The organism is Methanolobus psychrotolerans (assembly GCF_002243045.1).
Lineage (GTDB): Archaea > Halobacteriota > Methanosarcinia > Methanosarcinales > Methanosarcinaceae > Methanolobus > Methanolobus psychrotolerans.
Genome location: NZ_MBKP01000059.1, coordinates 1 through 26,217 on the forward strand (window position 1 = coordinate 1; position 26,217 = coordinate 26,217).

At 36.7% G+C, this 26,217-nt stretch carries 26 protein-coding genes; all 26 read right to left on the minus strand.

Going from position 1 to position 26,217, the window contains the following annotated elements; all coding sequences use genetic code 11:
* A partial coding sequence (locus tag BB781_RS15985) for a hypothetical protein (protein ID WP_207205299.1) occupies positions 1–432 on the minus strand: 432 nt, incomplete at its 3' end.
* A 125-nt stretch (positions 433–557) separates the two neighbouring features.
* Positions 558–1,259 (minus strand): cyclase family protein, encoded by a 702-nt coding sequence (locus tag BB781_RS14015; RefSeq protein ID WP_164997906.1) that lies wholly within the window; start codon positions 1,257–1,259, stop codon positions 558–560.
* The gene (locus tag BB781_RS14020; protein WP_164997907.1) at positions 1,234–1,881 is read right to left on the minus strand and encodes an HAD family hydrolase; all 648 of its coding nucleotides are present in this window, start codon (positions 1,879–1,881) and stop codon (positions 1,234–1,236) included. The genes BB781_RS14015 and BB781_RS14020 overlap by 26 nt, the downstream gene beginning before the upstream one ends.
* A gap of 90 nt (positions 1,882–1,971) precedes the next feature.
* The gene (locus BB781_RS14025; RefSeq protein WP_094229099.1) at positions 1,972–2,688 is read right to left on the minus strand and encodes a hypothetical protein; all 717 of its coding nucleotides are present in this window, start codon (positions 2,686–2,688) and stop codon (positions 1,972–1,974) included.
* A 48-nt stretch (positions 2,689–2,736) separates the two neighbouring features.
* Positions 2,737–3,648: an NAD-dependent epimerase/dehydratase family protein gene (locus BB781_RS14030; protein WP_094229100.1), complete on the minus strand. Its 912-nt coding sequence runs from the start codon at positions 3,646–3,648 to the stop codon at positions 2,737–2,739.
* Positions 3,645–4,577, minus strand: a complete 933-nt coding sequence (locus BB781_RS14035; protein ID WP_094229101.1) for a phosphoglycerate dehydrogenase — start codon at positions 4,575–4,577, stop codon at positions 3,645–3,647. The genes BB781_RS14030 and BB781_RS14035 overlap by 4 nt, the downstream gene beginning before the upstream one ends.
* A 28-nt stretch (positions 4,578–4,605) precedes the next feature.
* Positions 4,606–5,343, minus strand: coding sequence for an SDR family NAD(P)-dependent oxidoreductase (locus BB781_RS14040; protein WP_242492681.1), 738 nt, complete (start codon positions 5,341–5,343; stop codon positions 4,606–4,608).
* A gap of 22 nt (positions 5,344–5,365) precedes the next feature.
* The gene (locus tag BB781_RS14045; RefSeq protein ID WP_094229103.1) at positions 5,366–6,112 is read right to left on the minus strand and encodes an acylneuraminate cytidylyltransferase family protein; all 747 of its coding nucleotides are present in this window, start codon (positions 6,110–6,112) and stop codon (positions 5,366–5,368) included.
* 4 nt (positions 6,113–6,116) lie between these two features.
* A complete protein-coding gene (locus BB781_RS14050) occupies positions 6,117–7,043 on the minus strand; it encodes a radical SAM/SPASM domain-containing protein (RefSeq protein ID WP_164997909.1) in 927 nt (308 codons plus the stop codon).
* A 291-nt stretch (positions 7,044–7,334) separates the two neighbouring features.
* On the minus strand, positions 7,335–8,534 hold the full coding sequence (locus tag BB781_RS14055) for a hypothetical protein (RefSeq protein ID WP_094229105.1): 1,200 nt from the start codon (positions 8,532–8,534) through the stop codon (positions 7,335–7,337).
* Positions 8,524–9,903 carry a B12-binding domain-containing radical SAM protein gene (locus tag BB781_RS14060; protein WP_164997910.1) on the minus strand — a complete coding sequence of 460 codons (1,380 nt, stop codon included), beginning with the start codon at positions 9,901–9,903 and terminating at the stop codon, positions 8,524–8,526. Before BB781_RS14060 ends, BB781_RS14055 begins: the two co-directional genes overlap by 11 nt.
* Positions 9,896–10,849 carry a 6-hydroxymethylpterin diphosphokinase MptE-like protein gene (locus BB781_RS14065; protein ID WP_164997911.1) on the minus strand — a complete coding sequence of 318 codons (954 nt, stop codon included), beginning with the start codon at positions 10,847–10,849 and terminating at the stop codon, positions 9,896–9,898. The genes BB781_RS14060 and BB781_RS14065 overlap by 8 nt, the downstream gene beginning before the upstream one ends.
* Before the next feature lie 77 nt (positions 10,850–10,926).
* Complete coding sequence (locus tag BB781_RS16390; protein ID WP_277985513.1) at positions 10,927–11,055, minus strand: hypothetical protein; 129 nt, start codon at positions 11,053–11,055, stop codon at positions 10,927–10,929.
* 60 nt (positions 11,056–11,115) lie between these two features.
* Complete coding sequence (locus BB781_RS14070; RefSeq protein ID WP_094229108.1) at positions 11,116–12,417, minus strand: DegT/DnrJ/EryC1/StrS family aminotransferase; 1,302 nt, start codon at positions 12,415–12,417, stop codon at positions 11,116–11,118.
* Between the two features lie 12 nt (positions 12,418–12,429).
* Positions 12,430–13,383, minus strand: coding sequence for a Gfo/Idh/MocA family protein (locus tag BB781_RS14075; RefSeq protein ID WP_164997912.1), 954 nt, complete (start codon positions 13,381–13,383; stop codon positions 12,430–12,432).
* A gap of 1 nt (position 13,384) precedes the next feature.
* Positions 13,385–14,122 (minus strand): cytidylyltransferase domain-containing protein, encoded by a 738-nt coding sequence (locus tag BB781_RS14080; protein ID WP_207205300.1) that lies wholly within the window; start codon positions 14,120–14,122, stop codon positions 13,385–13,387.
* A gap of 96 nt (positions 14,123–14,218) precedes the next feature.
* Complete coding sequence (locus tag BB781_RS14085; protein ID WP_094229111.1) at positions 14,219–15,253, minus strand: polysaccharide biosynthesis protein; 1,035 nt, start codon at positions 15,251–15,253, stop codon at positions 14,219–14,221.
* Positions 15,250–17,172 carry a polysaccharide biosynthesis PFTS motif protein gene (locus tag BB781_RS14090; protein ID WP_164997913.1) on the minus strand — a complete coding sequence of 641 codons (1,923 nt, stop codon included), beginning with the start codon at positions 17,170–17,172 and terminating at the stop codon, positions 15,250–15,252. Before BB781_RS14090 ends, BB781_RS14085 begins: the two co-directional genes overlap by 4 nt.
* 51 nt (positions 17,173–17,223) lie before the next feature.
* A complete protein-coding gene (locus BB781_RS14095) occupies positions 17,224–18,996 on the minus strand; it encodes an ABC transporter ATP-binding protein (protein WP_094229113.1) in 1,773 nt (590 codons plus the stop codon).
* Positions 18,997–19,165: 169 nt separating this feature from the next.
* Entirely contained in the window at positions 19,166–20,320 is a 1,155-nt protein-coding gene (locus BB781_RS14100) for a hypothetical protein (RefSeq protein WP_094229114.1), read from the minus strand.
* Between the two features lie 64 nt (positions 20,321–20,384).
* Positions 20,385–20,720: a CBS domain-containing protein gene (locus tag BB781_RS14105; protein ID WP_094229115.1), complete on the minus strand. Its 336-nt coding sequence runs from the start codon at positions 20,718–20,720 to the stop codon at positions 20,385–20,387.
* A 13-nt stretch (positions 20,721–20,733) separates the two neighbouring features.
* A complete protein-coding gene (neuC, locus tag BB781_RS14110; protein WP_094229116.1) occupies positions 20,734–21,873 on the minus strand; it encodes a UDP-N-acetylglucosamine 2-epimerase in 1,140 nt (379 codons plus the stop codon).
* Positions 21,870–22,892 carry an N-acetylneuraminate synthase family protein gene (locus BB781_RS14115; RefSeq protein ID WP_094229117.1) on the minus strand — a complete coding sequence of 341 codons (1,023 nt, stop codon included), beginning with the start codon at positions 22,890–22,892 and terminating at the stop codon, positions 21,870–21,872. Before BB781_RS14115 ends, neuC begins: the two co-directional genes overlap by 4 nt.
* The gene (locus BB781_RS14120) at positions 22,892–23,638 is read right to left on the minus strand and encodes an acylneuraminate cytidylyltransferase family protein (RefSeq protein WP_094229118.1); all 747 of its coding nucleotides are present in this window, start codon (positions 23,636–23,638) and stop codon (positions 22,892–22,894) included. Before BB781_RS14120 ends, BB781_RS14115 begins: the two co-directional genes overlap by 1 nt.
* Before the next feature lie 4 nt (positions 23,639–23,642).
* On the minus strand, positions 23,643–24,809 hold the full coding sequence (locus tag BB781_RS14125; RefSeq protein ID WP_094229119.1) for a DegT/DnrJ/EryC1/StrS family aminotransferase: 1,167 nt from the start codon (positions 24,807–24,809) through the stop codon (positions 23,643–23,645).
* 12 nt (positions 24,810–24,821) lie between these two features.
* Positions 24,822–25,988 carry an iron-containing alcohol dehydrogenase gene (locus BB781_RS14130; protein WP_094229120.1) on the minus strand — a complete coding sequence of 389 codons (1,167 nt, stop codon included), beginning with the start codon at positions 25,986–25,988 and terminating at the stop codon, positions 24,822–24,824.
* Positions 25,989–26,217 lie beyond the last annotated feature (229 nt).

A 26,217-nucleotide genomic window follows, 5' to 3' on the forward strand; every position in this document is an offset into this window, starting at 1 on the left:
AATGTTGCTCAACGCAAACCAACTGTGTTTGACAATAAACTCTACATTATCATTTATTGATTCTAATATGGCCGATCTTCGTGATTCAATATGTTTTATTATATAGTTAGATTTTAAAAAATTATCCACAAAACATAGCCTTAATTGTTGATTTTCTACAAAAAATACGAGATTATCCGTGTTAGGCAATTCTGCCAATGACAAAGCTACTTTGATATAACACGAAAATAAAAATGTTTTTGATATGAATTGGTTTTTCTCTGATAGGGAAGTCGACCACCATATGATTGAATTGTGCTCTGCACTTAATTTGCCAATATAATTGATGTAAGATTCCTTCAAGTTATTGGCTGTCTCCTGAAGTTTTTCTGAAATCTCAATTTGCTTCCCCTGGAGACCAATCCACTTCTCTACAACAAGTGCATTTGTCACATCTTGACCAAAATATACCCATTCATAGCTGGTGTTTCCAATAACTTTGGAAATATTATGAATACAACGTTTAGTCGGAGGACACACAATTATATTAGTTTTAGATATAGACATAGTATTCTTACTTACTCTATCTCACCCAATATACTACAAGGTGCACTGTCAACATCTTCAACTTGCCAGGGAATCACGATCATATGTTTTATTTCATTGGATGACAAAGCATTAAGATTCATATCTTCTATCAAAAGCAATGGCTCTCCAAAGTTTTCTCTAACCATAAATGCCATTTTATGTGCAGCTCTCCCAGCATCCCTGTTTTGAAAAGACGATATTGAAATAGCATCGATTCCAATACACCGTACATTAGGATAGTTCGTTCGTATCCAAAGAATAGTATCTGGTGCAATACCCGGATTATGTGTTCGATACCTTTCCTCATTTCTGAACTGTCCGAATCCTGTCCGCAGTAATAAACAATCACTATTCTGGAATGCATGTGATTTTTTCTGCAAATCTTCGGGCATAATTAGTGTTGCATCATTTTTTGGACAATCAACTAGTAGAGGGTTCTTAAACACAAGATATTCCAGAGAATACTCAAAGATGGACTTTCCATTATCAATAAAGTGTTTTGGTGCATCAATATGTGTTCCTGTATGATTATGAATAAAGAGAGTACATGTGTTACTGGAATCTCCATCTACTATTCGACTATGTGCAGAAATCTCTGGCGACGGTGTGTTACCGTACAATGGTGTATGTTTATTTATTGTATAAGATAACAAAATATACTTCATTTTAAAAACCTGCTTCCAGAACTTCATCGAGTTCTCTGAGATCATTTACGGAAACTACATCCATATCAGAGAAGGGATTATCAGGAGTTTGACCGTTCATACGGGCAATAAATGCGACATTTGCTTCCTTTGCACCATTATAATCCGTAATCGCATCTCCTATAAAAACAGCATCTTCATTATCAGCCATCTCTTTATTAAGTATATACGCAATGATTTCAGATTTCGTGCGAGGCGTTCCATACACACCTTTAAAATACTTCCCAAGATTGTATTTTTCTACAATATAAACTAATTCATCCTCAGGTGTTCCTGAAGCAATATATAGGTTTGAGTTATTGGAGTATTTATTTATAAAATCTAACGCGCCATTAACAAATGGACATTTTAACATTTCATCTACTACGGCCTCTGAAAAAATCATTGCAAGCTTTTCTGTTATTGCATCATTAACAGGTATACCTAAGATATTAGTATTGATGTATACAAATTTTTTATAACGGGAAACTCCACCATTTTGCAGATGATATTGAGCAATTTTCTCCGCGTACTCTGGATAATCTTCATATACCTTAAGAAATGCCTTAGTTTTAATATCAAGTGACTCAAGAATAACTCCGTCGAAATCCAGGATTATGATTTTGAACACTATGTATCCCCATTATAGTTCTATTTTAGTTACTCTATTACATAATTTATAGAAAGGGCAATGAATATGTTGTTGTTTATATTGTCCAATTCAAACATTTTTCTTCAAATAATATAATTGAAAGCTTTCAAAAATGCCAAATAATTCGTCTGGCGCACCATGCAACATGCTATGTAGTTTGAATGGTTTGCTTAAAATATCTAGCTTTAACGTGTTGCATCTATTATAGTCGACAATGGTTATACCATAATAATCAAATATTTTTTTATAGTCATTCGGACTTAACTCAAAAACGTGCCCCCCATCCAGATTCAGTTTCACAACAGCTTTCCGAACATAAGGAACCGACACAAATACACCTTTCTTGCAAATACCAAGCATCTGATTTAATACAAGTATTGGATTATGAAGGTGTTCCAGTGTTTCGAACATCATACCATAATCAAATGTTTCGTCAATGTCAATTCCATCATTAGCATTCATGATCATAAATCTGCCTTTAATATTGTTACTAAAGTCTACAAAGTTAACACTTAGACTTTGATCATTACCAAAGTGTTCGATATTAAAACCATTTACATCCCCTATCTCCAGTATTTTAGAATGTCCTGCAATGTGTTTTTCCAGAAAATCATAACGTTGATTATAAAAACTCATTTGCTGCTTTAATAAAATAGCATCATGGGGATCATTGACATCATAGTTATTATCAAAACCAACTATAGACAGATCACGAGTACTATAGTGTGCCTTATTTTCTGCACGATGTAGTACAGAATCGACTATCTTCTGCTTTATGTTACGCATTTATTAAGCACCCACTTTGTTATTAACACCATAATAACTTCAAATATCTCATTGATCACCTTCAACCATTACTCCATTTAATTCCTCATAATGGTGCTCTTTTTTATAGATCTCCTTAAGGCACTGCAATAACCCCTGACCCATGTCAAGATAATGATGACTCACAAGTTTCTTCGCAATTCTTGGATTGAATGAATAGGGTGTAATCTCATAATGTACATTTGATTCATTTGGCAGGAATTCAAGTTCAATACGATTTCCAAGCATTTCCCTGATCATGACCATCAAATTCCTTATTTTTAACTGTTGATAGCCTGTCAGAATAACATATTCATTCTCGTATTCTTTGGATAAAATATCAACACTGCACCGAGCAGCATCTTCAACATGAATATATTCCCTCAGCTCTTCACCATCACCTTCACGAGTGATTTTCTCCTCTGTAATTGCTTGCTTTAGTATTCTAAATATCCAGTTACGCTCATCAGCTCTTGGACCATATAGAGAGCCGTAACGAAGAATTGTATATGACAAACCATAAGCTTCATGGAAGTTTTCAATTATCAACTCACATGCCTGTTTGCTGCTCCTGTAAAATGAACCTGAATCACTATACACATAAACTGAACTAGCAAAAACGAATCTTTTTACACCATGACTCCTGCACGCATCAAGAATGATGGTATTTCCAAGTATATTTACCTCTACGGTTTGGATTGGTTTGTTCTTAGCCTCATCGATGTCGGCTATACCGGCAAAATTATAGACCACATCACATCCTTCGATTGCGTTGTAAACTGCATCTTTATCAAGAATGCTGCCAACAATCATCTTTTCGCCTTTCTGTAGATATACACTTGCACGTGAATCAAAAATTGTTACATCATATCCCCTGCTGACCAACACATCAGCCACATGGCTACCAAGGAATCCTGAACCACCAAAAACACACGCTTTCATTTTGCTCCAACTCCAGCTAATACTTTGAGTAGATTATTAACAGTTTCTATTTCCATAATCATTCTTGTTTCTTCTGTATAGGTACCTATGTGCGGGGTCAGCAGAACGTTGTCAAGGTCTAATAAGCCTCCCTTGTAAGGCTCATTTTCAAATGCATCAAGCGCAGCTCCAGCTATAAGACCTTTTTCAAGATAGTACTTTAAAGCATTCTCATCAACCAAACCACCACGGGCAGTATTTATTAAGAAAGAATTACGTTTCATTAAAGCCAATTCTTTGGAACTTATTATGTTAAATGTTTCTTCCATCAGTGGCAAATGTATTGAGACAACATCACTCCGGGATAGTACATCCTCAAGTGACACAAGTTTTATGTTATGTGATACTATGAAAGGATCATCGGGATATTTTTCAAAGGCAAGTATTTCCACATTAAAAGGTTCCACTAGTTTAGTCAACTCCTTTCCAATCCTGCCAAGACCGACAATTCCAAGTGTTTTTCCATATAAAGAATTACCCATATTTGGTTTCCAAACTCTCTCTTTCATTGCCTGACTTGATTCCGGAATACGACGCATTATATTTAGTATCAGTGATAAGGTCAATTCAGCAACTGCCTTTGCAGGTGCGTTTGGAGTATTGCAGACTTCAACCCCCCTTCTATTTGCAGCATCCAGATCAATATTATCTAATCCTACACCATATCTGGAAATAACTTTAAGAGATGTTGCTTGTTTTAGTACACTCTCAGTAATTGGTTCAGTGCCAGCTATCAGGCCAACTGCATCATCAATTAATTCTATCAACTCATTTTCATTGAGCTTTTTGTCAAGAGGATTTACAACAACTTCAAACCCTGCATCCTTTAGTTTATCAATTGGGTCTGAGTTAATTTTTCCAAACGAACGACTCGAGATCAGCACTTTCATATATATAGCTCCCTAAGTATATTTAATATTAGTCCCCTCCAGCCACTGTGAAGACTTCTCCCGTAATATAATCACCTGCTTCCGATGCTAAGAATAAAACCATTTTTGCGATATCCTTTGGGACACCTGCTCTTTTTAGTGGAGTCATTTTAATACGTTCATCAATATTTTTACGTCCGATCTTTTTGTGAAACAACGTATCTACAAACCCGGCTCGTACGGAATTTACGAGTATGTTACGCTCTACACCTGCTCTTGCTAATCCGTTAGTAATTGCATCCAGTGCAGCTTTTGAAGCACCATAATGCATAGAGTTTTCAGAACCACCATATTTCGCAGAGACAGAGCTGATATTGATTATCTTTCCTCCATTGTGCTCAGCCATATATGAAAATGCTTCCTTTGCAATGAAAAAAGGCGCTTTGGCATTTAATGTGAAGGTTTCATCCCATGATATTTCATCCAGGTCAATAAAATGTTTGAACCCATAAATGCCTCCGGCATTGTTAACAAGTACATCAATGCCACCAAAAGTACAGATGAATGAATCTATAATGTTTTTGTATGAAGAACTATCTAACAAATCAGCCTGTATTATCTCAGCATTACCGCCATTAAGCTTTATTTTTTGTAGCAGATCATTTGCTTCCTTTTCACTTTTATTGTAATGGATTCCAACATCTGCACCATATGATGCAAAAAGTTCTGCTATACATGCACCTATTCCGGTACTTGCACCAGTAACCAAAACCTTTTTTCCTTTCACATCAAACAAGAAATCACTCCACTTAATAAGGTATACTGTTTTCAGAAAAAACATGTTTTTTAAGCCAATACTCTACTTGTGGAATTTGCCACTCATAATCAACATCGCAGCCACCCCACTGTTTAAGAGGGTAAATCGACTGCCCCATCCATTTTTGAGGTAATAACCCTTCTTTAATATTTTCAAGGCAACGTGGTCTTACTATTGACACGCTCATATCAGCAAACCACACATCTCCTTGTGAATCACGATCGCAATTTAATGTTTTCGGATCACCGAACACCTCGAAAGGTACAAATGGGTGGAGCAAACCATCATCACCAATCTTTCTTGCACGAAGCGGACTCCACATATTATATCTTGAAACAGTAACTGCAGAATCAAATGTGGGATTTTCCCTTAGTACTTTAATTCCTTCATCGATGGTCTGGGGAAGTATGGTAGCTGCATTACAGTGTAAAAGTACCATTATTTCTACATCATCATCTTCTTGATCACGTATTACTTGATAGCCATGGACATATGCATCTTCACCGAGTGCTCTTGAGCTACATAATTCGAGTGGTCTATCGATTATTTCAGCACCATGCTTCAACCCGATATCCTTGATCTTTTGTGAATCTGTTGAAATAAATACCTTATCAACATATCTTGACTTTGTTGCTGCCAGCAATGGATACTCCATTAACGGTCTTCCCAAAACAGGATATGTATTTTTTCCGGGAAAACCTACACTACCTTCACGACCAATCAATAATGCTGCAATCATATTTTCAACTCCTTTTGTATATCTCAGTCGTTCGGAAAGAACAACCATCGCATATTGCGACTTTGTGAGCCATTCCTTTTTTATGCAAGTTCCTTATTTGCTCCATTTCTGTACCATTCCAGGCTTCGCGTATCGAGTCGCTTTTCACGTTGCCTAAGTTAAAATCATTGGAATAATCAAACCCACACACGGATATTGTTCCATCCCATGTGACCATCATTCTCTGCCATATATACGGACATGCCCAATCAGAAACGAGACTTTTCTTTATATTCTTATAATCTTTAGAATCGATGAATGCTATCTCGTCAACAATTTCACTCCAATAACCTACATATTTGTTAATATCTTTAAGAATCTCTGGAACACCTACTGTTTGCATTCTTATTTTAGGATTTCCTGATCCCATGCTGTTTCGCAATTCAACAAAATCCAATATGTTTTGCCGTACTTTTTCGAATTTGGCTCCTACTCGATACTTCTCATATATTGCAGGATCCGTTCCCTCAAATGAAATGGATATCCTGTCAAGACCTGCTTTTATTAGTCCATATCCCATTTCTTTAGTTAGAAGAACAGCATTTGTGTTCATGTACACATCGATAATCCCTTTCTTTTTAGCATATTCGACCATTTTAATGATATTTTTATTTAACAATGGTTCTCCACGTGCACCGGAGTTTAGTTTTATTGCATAAAGTCCGCATTCTACACCCTCATCTATGATTTTAGTGAAGGTCTCGATATCCATATATCCTGATCTTGTCCCTATATTATCGATTGTTGCTTCACAAAACTCACACCGGAGATTACATACACTAGACGCTTCGATATCAAGATGAAGAGGGAAGTCTCCATTCTCAAAGTTTTCAGGCCATTCCTTCCATTTTCTGCGGTATTCTAGAAATACAGGATCATTCTTGTCCAACACACTTTTTCCGCCAATTGTATGAAAATTTGCATTTACTTCAATTGAGATAATTGTCACCTTCTAACGAACTTAGATTATGTTCTAATTATACTCTTTACCTTATATAAAGTTACAAACTATTGATTTCTAATGAATGCTATTCTGATATAGTAAAAACGGACGTTTGAGTAAAAATATTGTAGCTGTACGCTTTTGACTTTTGTGTTATTCAAAATATTATCATTTAAACATATAATTTGATTATACCCATAACCGGAAATTAATAGTTATATCCTACACAATGAAATTGATTTAGCCTTCTTTTATCCCAACCATTTCTTGCATAATACTAACTACATGTTCAGTGGCACCACTCATCTTTTTAATTACATCATTAGAGTGTCCATTCCTATAAAACCATTTCTCAAACCATTTATTTAATTCCTGAGTGTCATATATACTTGGACAATATCCACGTGTTGTCCCAAAAAAAACGTCTTTATTCTGTAAACCAAGCTGAACACTCAACACCTGTTGAGACAGGATAAATGCTTCGATCAATGCCATTGAAGTCATTCCTATAAGCAAATCACAGGAAACAACAAATTCCAGTGAAGAACCAACTTTAGAAACATCCCATGACAATGATGATGGCAGATTCATTTGCATTAGAACATTTTCAATCTTGTGGGTAGTTTCTCGTGGATGAGGTCTTATTACTAAATGTATACGATGACCTGATATACTTGACCATTTTCCCAATTCACTTGCTATCTCTTTAATGGTCGTATATTGAGTATAGCCCGGATTCTTTGTAAGAGTTACTTTGAGATCTTCAGCAAGCGGTTCAGAACAAAATCCTATTAGTAACGTTGTATCATCCCTTACAAAACGACTACGGAATAGACCTATGTCATCTTGAGAAAGGGATTTTTTCCAGTTTGCAATGTATTCAAAATATGGTTGGCCGGTAACCACTATCTTTTCCGGTGCAAAACTTTCGGCTAACATTTCATCATGTACAATCTCATCTAACACGCAAATACGATCTGGTAAAGAATAGGTACAGTGCCCTTCGTTAATTCTACAGAAACGCTGCCAATAATTCATCCAGTGATCCAAAACAGCAATGCACGGGATGCCCTGATCTAAAGCAACGCGCCTTACATTATGTTCTAATGAATTAAATGCACCCGCCCCTGCTAATAATATATCAGGATGTGCAGCATTCAAGATATTAGATATATCTTCAATTGAAGTGCTATCATCAATTTCCATTATCTCATGCCATTGTCCAAGCATTGTTTTAGCACTCCCTGAAACCAGACCACTTATCCTGTGGCCTGTCTTGAGGCATTCTATGATAACCGGCATTATTGCATTTGCACTTCCGGGATCACTTGCAACAATAAAAAGATTCACATTCCTACATCCTTGATCTTTGAGTGAACGAAAATACGATTCATCCAGTATCATATCGTAAAATAATGATGAATAATCATTATTCATCATCCAATTCGATGTTCTTTTCTTTAGCGAATCGTTTTATTCGAACAAGATCTTGTTTTGCCATCAAATCCCTCAAACCAAGAAGCTCAGGATCGCTAAAATTGCTGATGTTCACTGTCAGTTCAGTTGCATCACCCAAAGCCAAAATGAAATTCTCCAGCTTACTATCATATTGGTCAAGAATCTTGTCCATATTCTTATAATAAAGTTCAGAACCAGGGTATGGTGTTATAATAAATGGGAATATCTGGAATCCATTTTTGACCCAGAACTTTGTCGTTCTGTAGATAGACTGAAGGTCTTCGCCTTCATATCCAACCATGAAATTCATTACAGGATTGATACCAGCTTTTAAAGTCAGATCAAGAGCTCTCTGTAATTTATCAACAGTTGTATTCTTCTTGATCTCCTTCAATATCCTATTGTCTGCTGACTCTCCCCCAATCTCGAGATATGTACAACCACATTCTTTAAGCCTTGATAGTATATCCGGATCAATGGTATTTGGATGACCGGTGGATCCCCATTTCACAACATCTACTAAACCTGCTTCCTCATATAGATCACAGAATTCAATTGCCCTTTTCTTGTTTGCCAACATGTTCTCATCTACAAGAGTAACAAAATCAATGGCATACTTGAACCTGAAGTGTTTTATCATTTCAACAACATATTTTGGACTTTGGTATCTAACCTTACGTCCACCAACATTGTGGAAACAAAATGTACATCCCCATGGACACCCTCTTTCAGATATAACATCTATCCTTCTTTTAGATTCAAGTGCTTCATAACTTAGTGCAATTGAGCTATTCTTGAAATAAACATCTTCCATTGGCAACATATCCAATGCGGGATACGGAAGCTGATCCAATTCCTCTGGTGTCATCAATGGTCTTTTCTGAGTTTCAATAATTTGGTTTTCCCGATCACGATATACGATTCCAGGCACATTGGAAAAGTCCCGATCTTCTAAATGAATTACTACATCAAGAACTGTTCTTTCACCTTCACCTATTACACAGATATCCAAACCAGAAATCCATTCCAACATTTCTTTAGGAATACTTGTAGCACATCCTCCACCGGACATAATACAGGATTCCGGAAAAATCATCCTCATTCGAGGGATAAGTTCCTTTTGAAATTTATAAGTGGTAACGAGACCCGAGAGTCCAATCAGGTCAAAATCCTCATCTTTAATATCTTCAATGATCTCATCAACAGTTAATCGATAAGCGTTAGCATCCAGTAATACTACCTCGTGCTGCAATTCGTCAAGAACTGCGGCAATCAAAGACAAGCCATAAGGTATGTTTTTTGGTGGCTGTGTTTCTCGAATCGGAGAGTTAATTAGAAGTATCTTACTCATTATGTTTCCTTCCATAGGTACTTAAAAAATCTCTGAACCACATCGATTCAATAGGGTCTTCATGAAGAATGCCACCTTCTGTACAGTTGATTATTTTATACCCCTCTAAAACCATATATTTGGCAGCATCAATCAATCCCTCTTTGTAATAAGAGAATATTGGCTCTGTATAACTCTTTGTTTTAAAGTATGGATGGAAATATTCCTGGTAGAAAGTTGTATAAATCTCTTCATCAGTCATGTCAGGATATGCTTTTCTAATGTTAAGATAACTATAAGTATTCTCAAAAGGCGTTCCTGCAGGATAGCCAAGATTTAGTCCTATCGTTGCTATAGGGTTACATTTCAAATAGTATGCAAATATCACTCCAAACCCACCAACATTACCTGTAGTATTTATGTTGGGTTTCTGCGTTAAGTAACGAATATACTTTGTGATTGACTTTTTTTCGTGGGGGTTATCAATCATTGCATTATAGAAATATCTCTCCCCCTTAAACCTGTTGACAGCATTTGGCGGAGCAAGTGTTGCAAAAATAACTTTTATCTGCTCAGCATATTCATCAACAATAGGGTCATCAAAGAATCTATGGATATTCTCTCTGTCACCATCGGCATTGACGATATAATCTGGAATTATTCCCTCTTTTAAAAGTGGTATGAACATTCGATCCACAGCGATAATTATACCTTCAAAGTCACTTTCACGCAACATCTTTAAATGATGATTTTCTTTTATAGATGGACCTGCTGCTATTACAATAGCACTCATCCCTTCATGTTTGGGAAGATCTTTTATACTTTTTGAAGACAAAATTGTCTCCATGTTTTGAGCTATATTTTCCATCCACAACTTCTCAAAATTATCTATCGTCGCCTCTGTAATCGAGTTGGATAAATCATCATTGTTCGCAATTTCACTCAGAGATTGAAAGTTACCATCCATGAACATATCACCAAAATTGTATCAAATGCATTTTCAACAAGCTAATGAAAATTATTATAAATTAGACTGCAATACATTTATTCTTCATCCACAAGACTTCCGCCTTTGATGACCACTACACTTCCAAAAGCTTTGATGTTTTTAATAGTTTCCTTATCTATCTTCTTTTGCCCATTTTCCTGTACATTTGACTTACCATACTTCATATCATTTCACTCTCCTATTTTTGACATATGTGTTTAAAATAATCATTTGTTCTTCACGTATTATATTGTGCTTCTGTTCATGTACACTTTTTCAAAAGCATCAATAACATCATCCATGTCATTCTTTGTCATGGAGGGCCTTATAAACTCATGCGAAAATAACTCTTTTTCATGCAATCGCTCTGCAACCGGACACAATCCTTTCTCATAATTTGTTTTCCCTTTATAAATAGGACATTTAAAAGGACAACCTTTATCGCCATAAGCAATCAGGTTTTGATACATGGGCTCAAGATAGAGAGGTTTCACATATCCGACAGACATATTTACACCTTCACCTTCACGCAATTCTGTGATAGGCAACTCCGCTTTAACAGCATTGATGAATAAATCCCGCGGAACTCCAATTACACTTTCATCATATTTCAAACATTGTATATAATATACATGAATACTATCTTCCCTAATAGCTGGTGCTGTAATTCCATCAAATTTAGATAATTCCTTTGCAAGATAATCTGCATTTGTAATCCTTTTACTTATTAGTCCCTCCAGTTTTTGCAACTGGCATCGTCCAATGGCAGCCTCAATCTCATTCATCCGGAAATTAAATCCCACCATATTTACTAGATCTAATGTTCCTTTGTTTCTAACAACTGCTTCAGCGTGGTTTCGTATCAAGCGTACTTTTTCGGCAAGTTCGTCATCGTCCGTGACAACAACACCACCTTCTCCGGTGTGGATGTGTTTATGGTAGTTCAAACTGTAAACCCCGATATCACCAAGTGTGCCTGCCCATTTTCCTTTATATTTGGCATGTGGTGCCTGTGCACAATCTTCTATTACTAGTAGACCATGCTTTTCAGCAATCGCATTAATAGCATCAGCATCGTAAGGCTGTCCGAAAATATCTACTACGACTATAGCCTTTGTTCTCTCTGTAATCCTGCTTTCAACACTTGCAGGATCTAAACAGTAATGATTAGGCTCTATGTCAGCAAAAACCGGCACAGCATTAAATATTATGGTACTTGTTGCAGATGCTGACATTGTATAAGGCGATACTATTACCTCATCGCCTGGACCAACACCACTTGCACCGATTGCACAATACAAGCCAGATGTACACGAATTTACGGCTATAGCGTGTTTAACTCCAAAATAATTAGCCCATTCTTCCTCAAATGCCCTGACTTCTGGTCCACCATAAAAATCGGAATGCCAACTCCCAAGAAAACGGGATAAAATTCCAGAGTCCATTACTCTCTGAACAGCTTCTTTTTCTTCATCGCCTATTACATTATATGCCGGAAAGGGTTTTGTTCTAACTGGCTTTCCGCCATGGATTGCTAAATATTCCATTTTATCAAACTCCTATTTTTGGCATTCCTTTATAAGTTTCAGACATGTTTTTTGAGTATGTAGAGCATCATAACCAGAACAAATTATATTGTCATTTCCTTCAATCGTATCAATAATGTTCGACACTGCATAAGACATGGATTTGTTTAATCCTGTTTGAATACGTTTTTTTTCATACATTTCCAAGTATCCGGGATACATCGGATTTATCCTTATGCTATATTCGGTCATCTCTAATCCAGATCTGTTAAAATGAAAACGCGCTTTTTCACATAGTATATCAATCTCAAATATACTATAACTTCTTGCGTCACCAGTGACAACATGGGCTTGTGCCCCATTCGTGAATTTCAAGAATGCATCGACAGCAGGATCATTCTCATACCAATCAAATCTAGCAGATAAAGGAATTGCTTTCTCTATGTTCCCAAACAAAAATCTCAATATATCAACTAGGTGAGAACCATTATGGAGGATTCCTTTTGTATATATGCCAGTGATATTTAGAATTTTACCATATGTCCCTTTTTCAAATTCATTTTTGAGATGCTGTGTTATCGGATCCCAACGACGGGAGTAGTTGACTGCTAAAACAATTCCTGCCTCTGAATATTTATTTACAATCCGTTTTCCAGATTCCATGTTAATGGTTAAAGGCTTTTCGCAGAAAACCGCTTTTGGATTATATTCATAACACAACTCAAGCATTTTCTCATGCTGCTCATCAGGTACACAAATGCTGATAATATCTATGTTTTCATTGTCAAGCATTTCTTTTGGATCATTATATGCAACTCCGCCCCATGTACAAGTTGCATCATTGGCCTTTTGATAATCGACATCTACCATTGCACAAAGTCGCGTCCGCGTTTCCAGTGAATAAGCGTGAGCATGCGTCAACACCCGATCGCTTTGATATGGCCGATCATATAGTGCAGCAATATTGCCACATCCTATTATTGCCACATTATACCTGATTGCCATGTGGGTTTTTCCTTTTTATCTGCTTATTTATCAAAACTAATTCTGGTTTATCTCGAAGCAATTTTACAACATCTGAAGCAGAGAACTCCGGATTATGTGGATAAAGTTCCTCAAAAATCCTGCCGATAAGTTCATAGTCTTCCTGTGTGTCCAACGTAACTGCCAAATCTGGCCAATATACCTCTTCATCAGATTCCATATTCTTGAGCCGATATCGTTCTGGATGCTCATAAATGTATATAGAAACGTGTTCATGATCTACCGGATCAGATGTCAATGTATTGACCTCTTCTAAAATAGATACGGGAAAAACCTGCACATCAAATCCAATTGGATATGATCGGTCTATTGTATTTGAGACATAATCATAATCCCCATTTAAAAACACCTGTATATATTCATCTACAATATTAGGATCTACAAAGGGACAATCACCTGTGATCTCAACAATAATATCTGCAGATACACTTTTGGCTGCATCAAGAACACGTATTAAAACATCCTCCTCGCTGCCACGGAAATACTTAATATTCAATTTATCGCAAAGAGCAATAATTGGTTCGTCAGTATCATTTGTTGTAGTTGCAACTATAATTTCATCCAAATATTCAGATCTTTGCAACCTTTCGATCAGAAGCTCAAGTACAGGGTACCCCATTATAGGTTTTAGTACTTTTCCAGGTAACCTTGTAGAAGTCATCCTTGCTTCTATTGTAGCCACAATCTTTTTGCTTCGTGTTACTCCGGAGTTATCTTTTACACTTACTTCCATATACTACCACACCAGTTACCAGTATGTTCATTACTGCACCTACGATTATATAATGTTCTCTTTTATTAATATAGATTTTATCTCATCTTTTGTAATTGGCTCTACATCTCTTGAAATGTATTCAGTTGATGTTATTGGTGATGCGTTGTATGCAGTTTCATCGATCATTATCAGTTCATCTTTTATATTTGGTAAAATTATGAACATATCATCACGCTCAAGTGACCTGGTGGCTTCGTCATCTGTCATAAGTTCTTCATACAACTTCTCTCCAAGTTTTGTGCCAATGATCTTTGTACCAATGCTTTCCGGTCGATGTCCGTATCGTGCTGCCAGTTCATCTATAAGCACTTCAGCTAAATCAGATATTTTAACGGTTGGCATTTTAAGTATAAAAGCTTCCCCACCTTGTGATATCTCCATAGTCAGAACCAAGAGTTTTACTGCCTGCGACATTGCCATCATAAAACGCGTCATTTCAGGATCAGTGATGGTTATAAACCTACCTTCGTTAATTTGTCTTTTGAAAATAGGAATGACTGAACCACTGGAATCCATTACATTACCAAATCTTACACTCGAAAAAGCAGTCTTCTTACCCCCATAATAATTTGCAGACACCATTAGTTTTTCGCCCAATAATTTAGTAGCCCCCATAGTACTGCTTGGGTTTACAGCTTTGTCACTGCTTGTGAAAATAACCTTTTTTACATTTGTTTCTAAGCTTGCCTCAATAATATTTTGTACGCCGATTACATTTGTTTTAACTGTCTCGAACGGATTATATTCCGACGATAGTACATGTTTATAAGCTGCCGTATGAAATACATAATCAATCCCATTTAATGCTCTTATAAGGCGGTCTTTATCGCGCACATCACCTATAAGGAAGCGTACATTATGTATATAGTTCTTTTCTGCCAGTTCACTTTGAAAGTTAAACATCTCTGCCTCATTGGTGTCAAATATTCTAACAACCGCTGGCTTTTTATATTTCAATAGATATCTAATCAGTTCCTTTCCAACTGATCCGGCACCGCCAGTAACTAATATATTTTTGTTCTCAAAAAATTGAGTCATGTATCCTCCCCGTTTAATAGTTCACGGAATCTTGTTATTGCTTTACCATCTGCATATGCATCAATTTCAGGAATTACATATGTGTTTATATAACTCTCAAATTCAATATCGCCAATTTCATATAACCAGTATTTAACGATGCTCTCAAAATCATCGAATCCATGTGCGACCATTTTAGGGAATTGGTCATAGTAATAGCCCTTGAAGCTGTCTGCTGCATCGAAGAAAATCGCTTTTTTCCTTGCACCTAGTGCTTCAGGTGTAGTAGAAGTGAAACACGCAGAAACAACAAGATCAGATGCTGCTATCACTTCACATGTTTCTCCAAACCTTCCGGTTGAATAACAACGTTCATGTGACTGTAGATTCTCATAAAGTTTATAGTAAATATCAAAATTATCTGGGTTCAAAGTTTCCATTTCTTCGAATATCTTCTTCTGTTTGAATATCACTCCAACATCTGGATTCCTTTCTAGGAACCTTAGAATTCCTTCTAAAAATGGAACCATATCACCTTTTTGCAATGGTACTTGATCTCCAAATGTTGTGTCAAATACTCCAATAATCTTGAGATCTTTGGTTTTAAATTTAGCAAAAGCATATTTACTCGTATCTGAAATAACTCCGTTATCAGTTATCATTCTTGCATGCTCGGACCAAAGGCAACCTACAGTTTGAAACTTGGCGAAATAATTTATACACCTTGTGAAAATATCATTGGATTTACGCCCCCATGAAACCAAATTATCGTAATACATATACGAATAGATAACATGCCTCATAGTGTCATTTTTTTGAGGATTCTCAAACACGTCGAAATGATGAGTAGAATGTACGTAATACCAAGTTTTAATATTGTTTTGTGAAAAAATGATGTTTCTTACAACATGGTATTTCTCAAAATGAGTGTATACAACATAATTATTCAAATTGTACTTTTTTGTGAACATTGTCCATGTCATGTAGTAATAAAGAATTCCAATCGTTGTTTTTATTGTATACACTGGTTTGAATACAGAGAAAAAAAATGATAATACTGTAGTAGGGATGATTTTCTTTATCAAATTATCCTTTATGAAGCCTAAATCAATTTCATGTAACGTTGCTCGCACATCTGCAACATCATATTTTGAGTTTAGATCTTTCCTGTAACTATCGGAGATCTTGGACTCGACACAAAATATGGAGTTATCTTTTGTTAAACTTTTTTCATCCAATAAAAAATCCACTCTACGATATTTGAAAAGGAAACCCCAATCATTCCCATATACCCTAAAACCATTTTTATATTTCTTCGAAGGATTTCTTTTCAACACAATTCTCCTAGTTTTCCACCCAAGTATCCAGAGTGGAAAAAAACCTAAAGCAGCTAGATAGAATGGCTTTATGACGATTGATTTTGCCGAGTTGAATACTCGAGAACTAAGTGGAATCCGAACATTGGGTTTTAATTCTGCTCCCGTGATTTTTAAGAAATGCGTAAAGTCAGATGAAATCAGTGTTATTGATTTTGTAGCTTCTGCTATCTCATTTACGCACAAATATCTGTGGTAGAAGATTTCAAGATTTTCAACTAAATCTTTTTTATATACCAACTGTATTTTTTCAGAATTGAATAATGAAGCCATTTGATGTATCAATTTACTGTCCTTTAAGATGGTACAGTATACCTTTTCTACATTATTTAGTGCCTGATCATGGCTTTTCATATTAAAGTCTAAATCAAAATCATCCCATTTTATCTTATTAGCATGATATTTTGTGAGTAATTTTTGAAACCACATTGACCTTTCCAATCTGGGATCAATTGTGAAATACTTTATTGAATAGTTCCTTTTTGTATACAAATAAAATGCAGGAATTGAACTAAATCCAAGTGATTCAAATACTACCAATTTATCATTATTCTTGCTTGTCATCAAGGTCACCATGGCACGTAAATAATTCTTAGTTTTATCCGCGATACGAATTTATTTATTAAACTGTAAATTATGATATTTAGAGTAGTGACCACCTTTCACAATTAGCTCGTGATGGTTACCTTCTTCAACAACCACCCCATCCTCCATAACAATAATCTTATCAGCATGTTCTATTGTTGAAAGTCTATGTGCAATAGCTATTATTGTATGATTACTACTTAATTTACTCAAAGAATCTTGAATCAGCCTCTCGGATTCAGTATCCAGAGCACTGGTTGCTTCATCTAATATCAATATTAGTGGTTTCCTTACAATAGCTCTCGCCAAAGCTAAACGCTGTCTCTGACCACCAGATAGTTTGACTCCCCTATCGCCTAATATCGTATTGTATTTCTCCGGCAACGCTACTATAAACTCATGAGCATGTGAAATATTTGCAGCTTCAATTATCTGTTCTTCGGACAGATTGTCCAAACCATACGCTATGTTCGCTGCAACAGTATCATTAAACAAGAATACATCCTGACTAACAAGACCGATACTTCTTCTAAATGAATTTATATCAAATTCCTTAATGTCTACTCCATCTATAAGTATAGAACCGGAGCTTACATCATAGAATCTTAGTAACAGATCCATCAATGTAGACTTGCCTGACCCTGATGAACCTACAATCGCCAGCATTTTTCCTTTTGGAATACTTATGTTTATCCCTTTTAGTACATAATCCGGAGGATTGTAGAAAAAATCTACATTCTTGACTTCGATATTATTCTCGAAATTCTCAAAAGGCTTTGAACCGTTGACTATCTTTCTCCAATATTTAGTTTCATGATTGATCTCCGAAATATTTCTCAAGCTTGCAATATGACCCGAAAGTTCATGACGATAGTTGTTAATCGATTGTGCAAATGGAGCCATTCTCACCATAATCAACATAAAAACAGCAAGTGAAGCGATAGTCATATTTAAAACTTCTATTGAAATATAGAATATAAATAAAATAGTAACAAATAGAATACCTTCGAAAATAGTGACAATACCAACACCATTTATTCCAAACCTATAGTTTGCATTACTATTATTACTTGCAATTCGATGCAGCTGCTTTGCTTCATTTTCTTCGGTTGCAGTAGTTTTGACAAGGCGTATGGCACTAAGAATTTCCACAATGAAATTATTGAGCTCATTATTCGAATCTACGACTTCGACTCCATACTTTTTAGATTTCTTTAGGTTATAGCTCATAGCCATAGATGCCATTACAACTATAATCACTGCAACAATTGTCATTTGCCACGAGATACTTAACAACAGTACCATATATACAGCTATAATCAGCAAGACATTTAGAGATTCAATAGCTACAAACAAACCTGATCCAGATTTATCGGCTTCTATAGTCAGAGTATTAACCAAGTTTCCTGTTTTCTTGTTGTTGAAATAATTTAAATCTGTATTTATTACGTTATTGAAAACTTCGTCTCGAAGCCGTGTGACAAAATCAAATCTTATTTTTAGTTTGTAGCTACTCCGCAAATAACCTAATATCTGCCTTACTATAAACAATAGAAGCACTCCTAAAAGAAGGGTTAAGAACGTCATTTGTAATCCAAAAGAATTATAGACGAACTTTAAAATATCCCAGTACTGCCCCTCAAGCGAATTACTACTATCTACAAATTGTAGCAGTGGAAGAAGTGCACCTATACTTGCTCCTTCAAAAATAGCGTATGAAAATGTTAATGCAACAAGTATAGATATCTTGTTAATATTATGTCTTAAATATCCACCAAACAACTTTAGGTCACTAAATCTCATATTTGTTATCCATTTAAACGATAGGATTTCTCAAAGTGCACAAGGTCAAATTTATATCGATGAATCCTGAAAATATAAATACCATAGCAGATACATACATATAAAATCATCGATATATACAAACAATGCTATTGATGTTTTAATATAAATCAAACCGATTTTTAATTATTCAGTAGTTTTCCGTTAAATAATCAGAGAATACTTCCCAAAACGGAGCCTCTCTAGAGTCTGAAGTTTTTATGTACTTAGATTTATACTCCATATATGCAGCACTATCTACTTCAAACTCTTTTTGAAGATCGATTGCTACATCTAAATTTACATTGATCGGCTTCTTCCCAAAAGAAGCTGCCATTGAATGTATGTGTAGACCATACCAGCTTTTATTTAGCTCATCAGAAGTTAAGAATATAACTGGTTTTTGGAATAATACTGCAAAATTTACAGAGGTACTTGCATGACATATTACAAAAGAAGATTTGGAAACAAGCTCCAAAGTGTTACCTTTTATAATGTGTCTCCCATTAAAATAATCAGAATGTTGTTCATAATTGGAACGGGGATGTGCGGCAATTATAATATTAGCACCACTTTTTGATTCAATTGATCTGAATATCTTACATATCCCTTCGTAGTAACTTTCTGCACTTTCGGGAGCAGAAATGTTAGAATATGAATAGTCGGGATGAAATGGCATGTATTCATCTAGAAAAACCCCATAATTTTCATTTACTCCCGGTTCTTTGATTTGATCTAAGTATAAATCATAGTCTAAAGCATGCAACCAGAGTTTATCTGTAGTATTATCTACCGGATAAGTTGAAAAATTGGATTTTGTCCCTCCCAATAAAAGAAGAGAGGCACTTTTCACACCCAACCATTTAAAAGGCAAGTGCCTGAAGAATTGATCCAGAACATGTTTTGGCTTTGCACTGAGTACTTTTCTGACATTGAATTTATTTTTCCTTAAAAGAGGAAGCAATGGAAGGGAATTGGCTGCCAATAAACAATATCGAATTTTCATTTTGGAAAGGGTCCTGTAGATGAACAGCGAATTGATCCTAAAAGGAATAAGTAAAATAACAATATCATTTTGACCTAGTTCCATTATAGCAGATTTCACTTCACACTTGCTTGTAAAGTGTCTTGTTGCAAGTACTTTATTATTGACCCATGTGGTTTCAAGATCATGAGAATGAAACACAGAGAAAAGACCCCATACTTCCACACTGAACCCATTCCTTTCAAAAGTTTCAACCCCGAATCTCTGGTAATCTCTTTCACCAAACGAATAATCTAAACAGAAAATAATTCTTCTTATCATAATGGTTCACATAAATAGATGCAATGAAGCTAATGTCTCATCCTGTCACTCAGGTTAATTGATTTTAGTAGGATTCAATGAGATCGATTATCTTGTTATCCTCATCCAAAACGGGTATTAAAAATATACGACTCTTAGCAAAGATCCTATTAGCTTCATCAATGTTGCTCTCTTTGAGGAATATGAAGTTCAAATTCATCACGTTTCTTATTTTAGTTGATAAAAGTTCACCTCTCAGTATAGCTTTCCTGATATCCCCATCACTGATAGTTCCCACAACTACGTCATCATCTCCAAGAACTATCAGACTTCGATGTTCATTTTCTTCGATGAGCGACATTGCATCAAGGATTGGAAATTCTTCATTTATAGTATATTTCAACATTTTATTTTTATCCATATCAATCCCTTCTTCAATAAGTCAATGTTTTATTCAGTAGATGTTGATCAATTTCAACATTTTTGAGTATGTCTACAATTTTCTGACTGGCGTCCCCATCACCATACGGGTTTTCCATTCCTTTTACAGCTTGTTTGAATTCTTTTGACAAACCTTTCAGAATAGCAGCTTCTATCTTCTCAGAATCATGCTCTACGTTAATTACATTAATTCCCTGAAGTCTCCCTATCTGGCGTCTTCCAATATTAACCGCTGGCAGTTCAAATGAAGGTGCCTCTAACAATGCACTACTGGAATTGCCAACTATTATATTAGCAACATTCATAAGTCCGGCATAATCCTCACGTTTTAGATTTCTTTCTACGTGAATGAACTGCTTGCGATGCTTTTCAATGCTCTTTTGTATCATTACACTACCCGCATCATTATTTGGATATACGAGTAATGTCTGCATTTTTAGTCTAGATATAGCCTTCAATGTTTCTTCCATCTGCATGCCACTATTCCAAGATTCTTCTGTAACCGGATGTTGTACAAGCAAAATAAGAGGTTCTTCAGGAGTCAAATGGAATTTATAATAAATCTCTTCAGGAGATGTGAAAAAACCTTGTCTAAACTCATCTAACTGAGGAGCTCCTACAAGTTTGACTCTGAACTTCTCCTCTCCCATCTTCAACAATCTTTCAGATGCATCTACATTTGATGCAAAATGAATATGTGCGAATTTGGTAATAGCATGTCTTGACATACCATCCACATTACCCGATAGCTCACCTGCCTGAATGTGGGCCACGGGTATGTTCATATGAGCGCCAACTATTGCTGAAATCAGTTGTTCTCCCCTGTCCCCGGCAAGCAAGATAAAATCAGGTTTTATCCTTTCGAAGGTATCTGTGATGGATAGCATAAAGACTGCAAGCGACTTTGCCATCGTCACATTGGTATAACCTGCAAGTGTCATCGGAATCTTCTGGCTTATTCTCAGGTTGTCCTTTTCAATCTCACGGTAGCTGGAACCAAAGTCAGGGAGAAGGTGCATGTTAGTAACGATGAGTTCATAATCAAGGTCCGGATCATTCTCAATTAACTTGATTATGGGGCGGATATAACCATACTCACCTCTTGAACCGGTAATCACTGCTATCCTTCTCATTCAAAATCATCCCATTTTACCAGATGGTCCTTAGGCAAGTCATACTTAGCTTTTTTGCCAAGAACATCATTAATCCGGTCTGATGGGATACCAGTACCCGGCCTCTTTGTCCAAAGATGATCCCATGTCAATGTATCTCCTTTTTTGACTTCGCTTATCGTCACAACACTTCTGTACGCCCATTCACGTATCTGTTTTTCCCTGTCATGTATCTTTTTACTGCTGCCAAGTGATAGTTCTATCTTTCTGATCCCATCCACCAGATATTTCAAATCCAGCATATCAATGGAAACAGATTGATCAGGACCAGGTTGCTTTTTGTCCAGAACTATATGTTTCTCGATTATCTTTGCACCAAGCACCACTGCTGCAAAGCTAGTATAGAGATCAGGAGTATGATCTGAATGACCTATCACTATGTCAGAATACTTCTCGAGCATTCGGGAGATTGTCTGAAGATTCATATCCTCGTAAAGAGGAGGATATTCAGATATACAGTTCATCAAAGCAAAATTGTTGCCTTTGCTCTTCATCAAAGCATAAACCTGATCGATCTCCTCAAGTGTGCTCATCCCTGTTGAGATAATCATTGGATGCCCTATATCTGCAATCTTTGAAAGTGATGGGAAATCCTTCATTTCGCCGGAACCTATTTTAAAGTGTTGGAGACCTATACTATGGAGTTCCAGGGCAGCTTTGTAACTGAACGGGGTACACATATATGTCATCCCTATGTTATCACAGTAATTCTTAAGATCTGCATGTTGATCTAGGGTCAGAGCGTTCCTCACAAGGAAATCATAAAGGGGTTCCTCAAAATTATCCGAAAGAGGAATATCCTTTAACATCTCTTCATCCGGCAGATGATGCTGAAATTTTATTGCATCTGCCCCTGCAAGCTTAGCCTGCAAAGCCATCTCTTTTGCCACTTCCACGCTACCCAGATGGCTGTCTGCAGCTTCTGCAATTATGAAACATCGTGACCCTCTTGAAATTGTTTTTCCTGAAATCATTATCATTATTCCATACCCTCCATATTTTTAATGACGTTACCTGTTTGTAGTAGAGATTCAGCCACTTTTAGATCGAATATCTCATCTATATCGATCGAGCGGCTTTGATGCATTACATAGAAAGAGTTCTTTTCTTCCTTATCAAAGAATAATCCTTTCTTCCTTAAAGTGTCCACAGGAGTAATATATATAGCACCATTCATAAAGTAAAATTGAGAGAAACTCTGTCTACCACAGCATTTTTTCGATTCCTCAAATGCCAGTTTCATATCATGACCTTCTATACGGATACAATCGTAAGGATGCTCCGATGGGATATTCACTGATATAAGGCATTCTATGCCATATTCCTTACTTTCTTCCAGATATTGCTGAATAGAGCTATCGATATCATGTTCATCCCTCAGAGGACAAGTAGGCTGCAAAAGCACAACGTAGTCCGGTACATACCCTTCATTCACTTCGAGATATTCCAATGCATGAAGAACCACGTCAAGGCTTGATGCCGTATCGGTTGCAAGATGTTCAGGTCTTCTGAAAGGAATCTTTACGTTGAATTTGCGGCTCAGATCCATTACCGCAGTGTCATCAGTCGTCACTATGGTGAAATCCAGCAGCCTGCTTTTTTCAGCAGCTTCGAGGGTGTACTGGATAAGAGGTTTATTGTCAAGAAGGGTCAGGTTTTTATTTTTTATCCCTTTTGACCCTTTTCTGGCAGGGATTATTCCCAAGAATTTCTTTTTGGAGGACATGTCTTTAAAGTAGTTTTGAGGATATTTCGCATACGGAATCAATCACGTGATTTATATCGGTTTCCGACATCTTGACATTTATAGGCAACGCAATGGCCCTTTCCAAAAGAAGTCTTGATGCAGGCCATAGTTGAGAGCAATTCTGCAAATGAGGGAACTCCTTGAAGAGATGATCCCACGTGCCTGCGAAATGCCACTGCAGAGCATCGGGCAGGTTCTTAGTACCTAGGCCTTTTTCATAGAGCATTGATACAAACCTTTCAGCAATGTCTTTCTTTGGCAAGAAGAATACCAGAGTATCACCAATGTCACCGACCGGATCGTGTATGACCCTAAACTCAAGACCAAGGTCTTTGATACTTTCTTTTACCCTGTTCTTATTTTCTCGCTGCTTAGAGATGATTAAGTCTAACTTATTCATCTGTGCAATGCCAATTGCAGCTTGTATCTCAGTCATCCTATAATTAAAGCCTGGTGAAGAGCGTGTATCTTTCCCTCGGGGGAAATTTGGATTGTATTCATGTCCGTGATCATGCAAAGCCCGTGACCTATTAAAGACATCTATTTCATTTGTGACAATAGCTCCACCTTCGCCAGTAGTTATGTTCTTGGCAAAATCAAAACTATAGATGCCTGCATTCCCAATGGTACCTGTAGGTTTACCTTTGAACGAACCACCGAAACACTGCGCAGAATCCTCAAGAACAGGGATATTGTATTTGTTGGATATAGAGATTATGCCGTCCATATCAGCCGGCGCCCCGGCCATATGAACCGGTAGTATTAGCCTTGTCCTTTCAGTAATTTTCCTTTCCAGATCTTTAAGGTCCATGTTCAAAGAGGTATCTACTTCAGTAATCACGGGTATAGCACCAGCTTCAATAATAGCTTCCACTGTTGCAACAAACGTGAAACTTTGAGTTATAACCTCATCGCCCTTCTGTACCCCAAGTGCCTTAATTGCCACTAGAAGAGCTGCAGAACCTGAAGAAACAACTTGGCAGTGATTACTTTTCACTTTACTGGAGATGACATTCTCAAACTCTCTTACTTTATAGACTCCTTTCCTCAGAGGATCAAAGCCATGGGCAAACAAAACTCCACCATTAAGGTTGAACAACTCTAGAGCAGCGTTTTTTTCTTCCTCTCCAAATAATTCGTATCCTGGCATGATAATACTCCATTATGCAACTATTACTTTACTGAGCAAATATCTTACATCATTCTCCCCGAAATTTACAGGATTGAGCTTCAGGTTTTCCAGCCGCTGCTGCATCGTCAGACTTACAAGCAATTCAATGTCCTTTGTAGAAACCCCATACCCTGTAAGATTTAATGGGGCACTTGTATCACAATAGAACTCCTGAAACTTATCTGCAAACCTTAATGACTTTTCTTCCGGGGTCAGACCCTCTTTATGACCATCAATAAGATCATACAGTTCCGCATAATCAAGGAAACCGTGCTCTACATTGAACCTGATCACATGAGGCAAGAATATCCCACCCGCTATTCCATGGGGAACTTTGAAATGGCTACCCAGTGGATAAGATATACCACTTGCAGGGCCACCACCCACATTATACATAGCGATGCCTGCAAGGTGACTGCCCATAAACAGGTTCTCATGAGCAATTATATCTCCTTTATCATCAATCGCTTTGACGAGATTGTTGAATAACAGGCCAAAAGCCTCTTTTCCTATTGCCTTTGAAAGGGTATTTGAATTCTTACATGCAAAAGCTTCAATCGCATGCACCAATGCATCGAGAGCTGAACCTGATTTAATAATCCGCGGTGCATCTAAAAGTACCATTGGATCAAGTACTGCAAGCAATGAACCTACATTCTTACCATTTATTCCCAATTTCCGTACTTCTTTTTTGTCAGTGAATACGGCCGTTCTGGTAGCTTCAGTACCAGTTCCCGCAGTCGTTGGGATGAGTATGACTGGAACACCAGGAATATTCACCTTGTCAAAACCCCGGTAATCAATACCTTTACCTGGATTCCTTAACATGATTCCTACACCTTTTGCAAGGTCACATGCGCTGCCTCCGCCAATCCCAATGATACAATCTATGACGCTGTCATGAAAAAAAGCAGTTACTTCATCCAGATAATCATAGTCGGGTTCTGAACCTGCTCTGGATCTGAAAATATTTGTCTGAAAAGAACCATCACTTTCAAACGAAGTTATTATTTTCTGGACATGGGTGTTTAGGGCAACCCCTTCGTCAACAATCATGCCAATGTGTCTGAGATCCATTTCCTTGACTTTCGAGGATAATGAGAGAGAAGCGTTCTGACCAAACATTATGTCTGTATGACATGAGAATTTGTTTAACATGTGTATTCTCCTTCTAACCACCTAATTATCTGCGTGATAATAATCATGTAATATGACAAACTTGTTCACCTTTCTGTGCAGTGAAAAATACAATTTATATTTATCAATTAACCACAATCATCATGTTTTAGATTCAGAGCATTATATACTTGCCACCAGATATAAAAATATGCATTCTGGACTGTTTTTATATGAAGATTGCCAAATTTGGCCGTTGTAAAAATCCTCG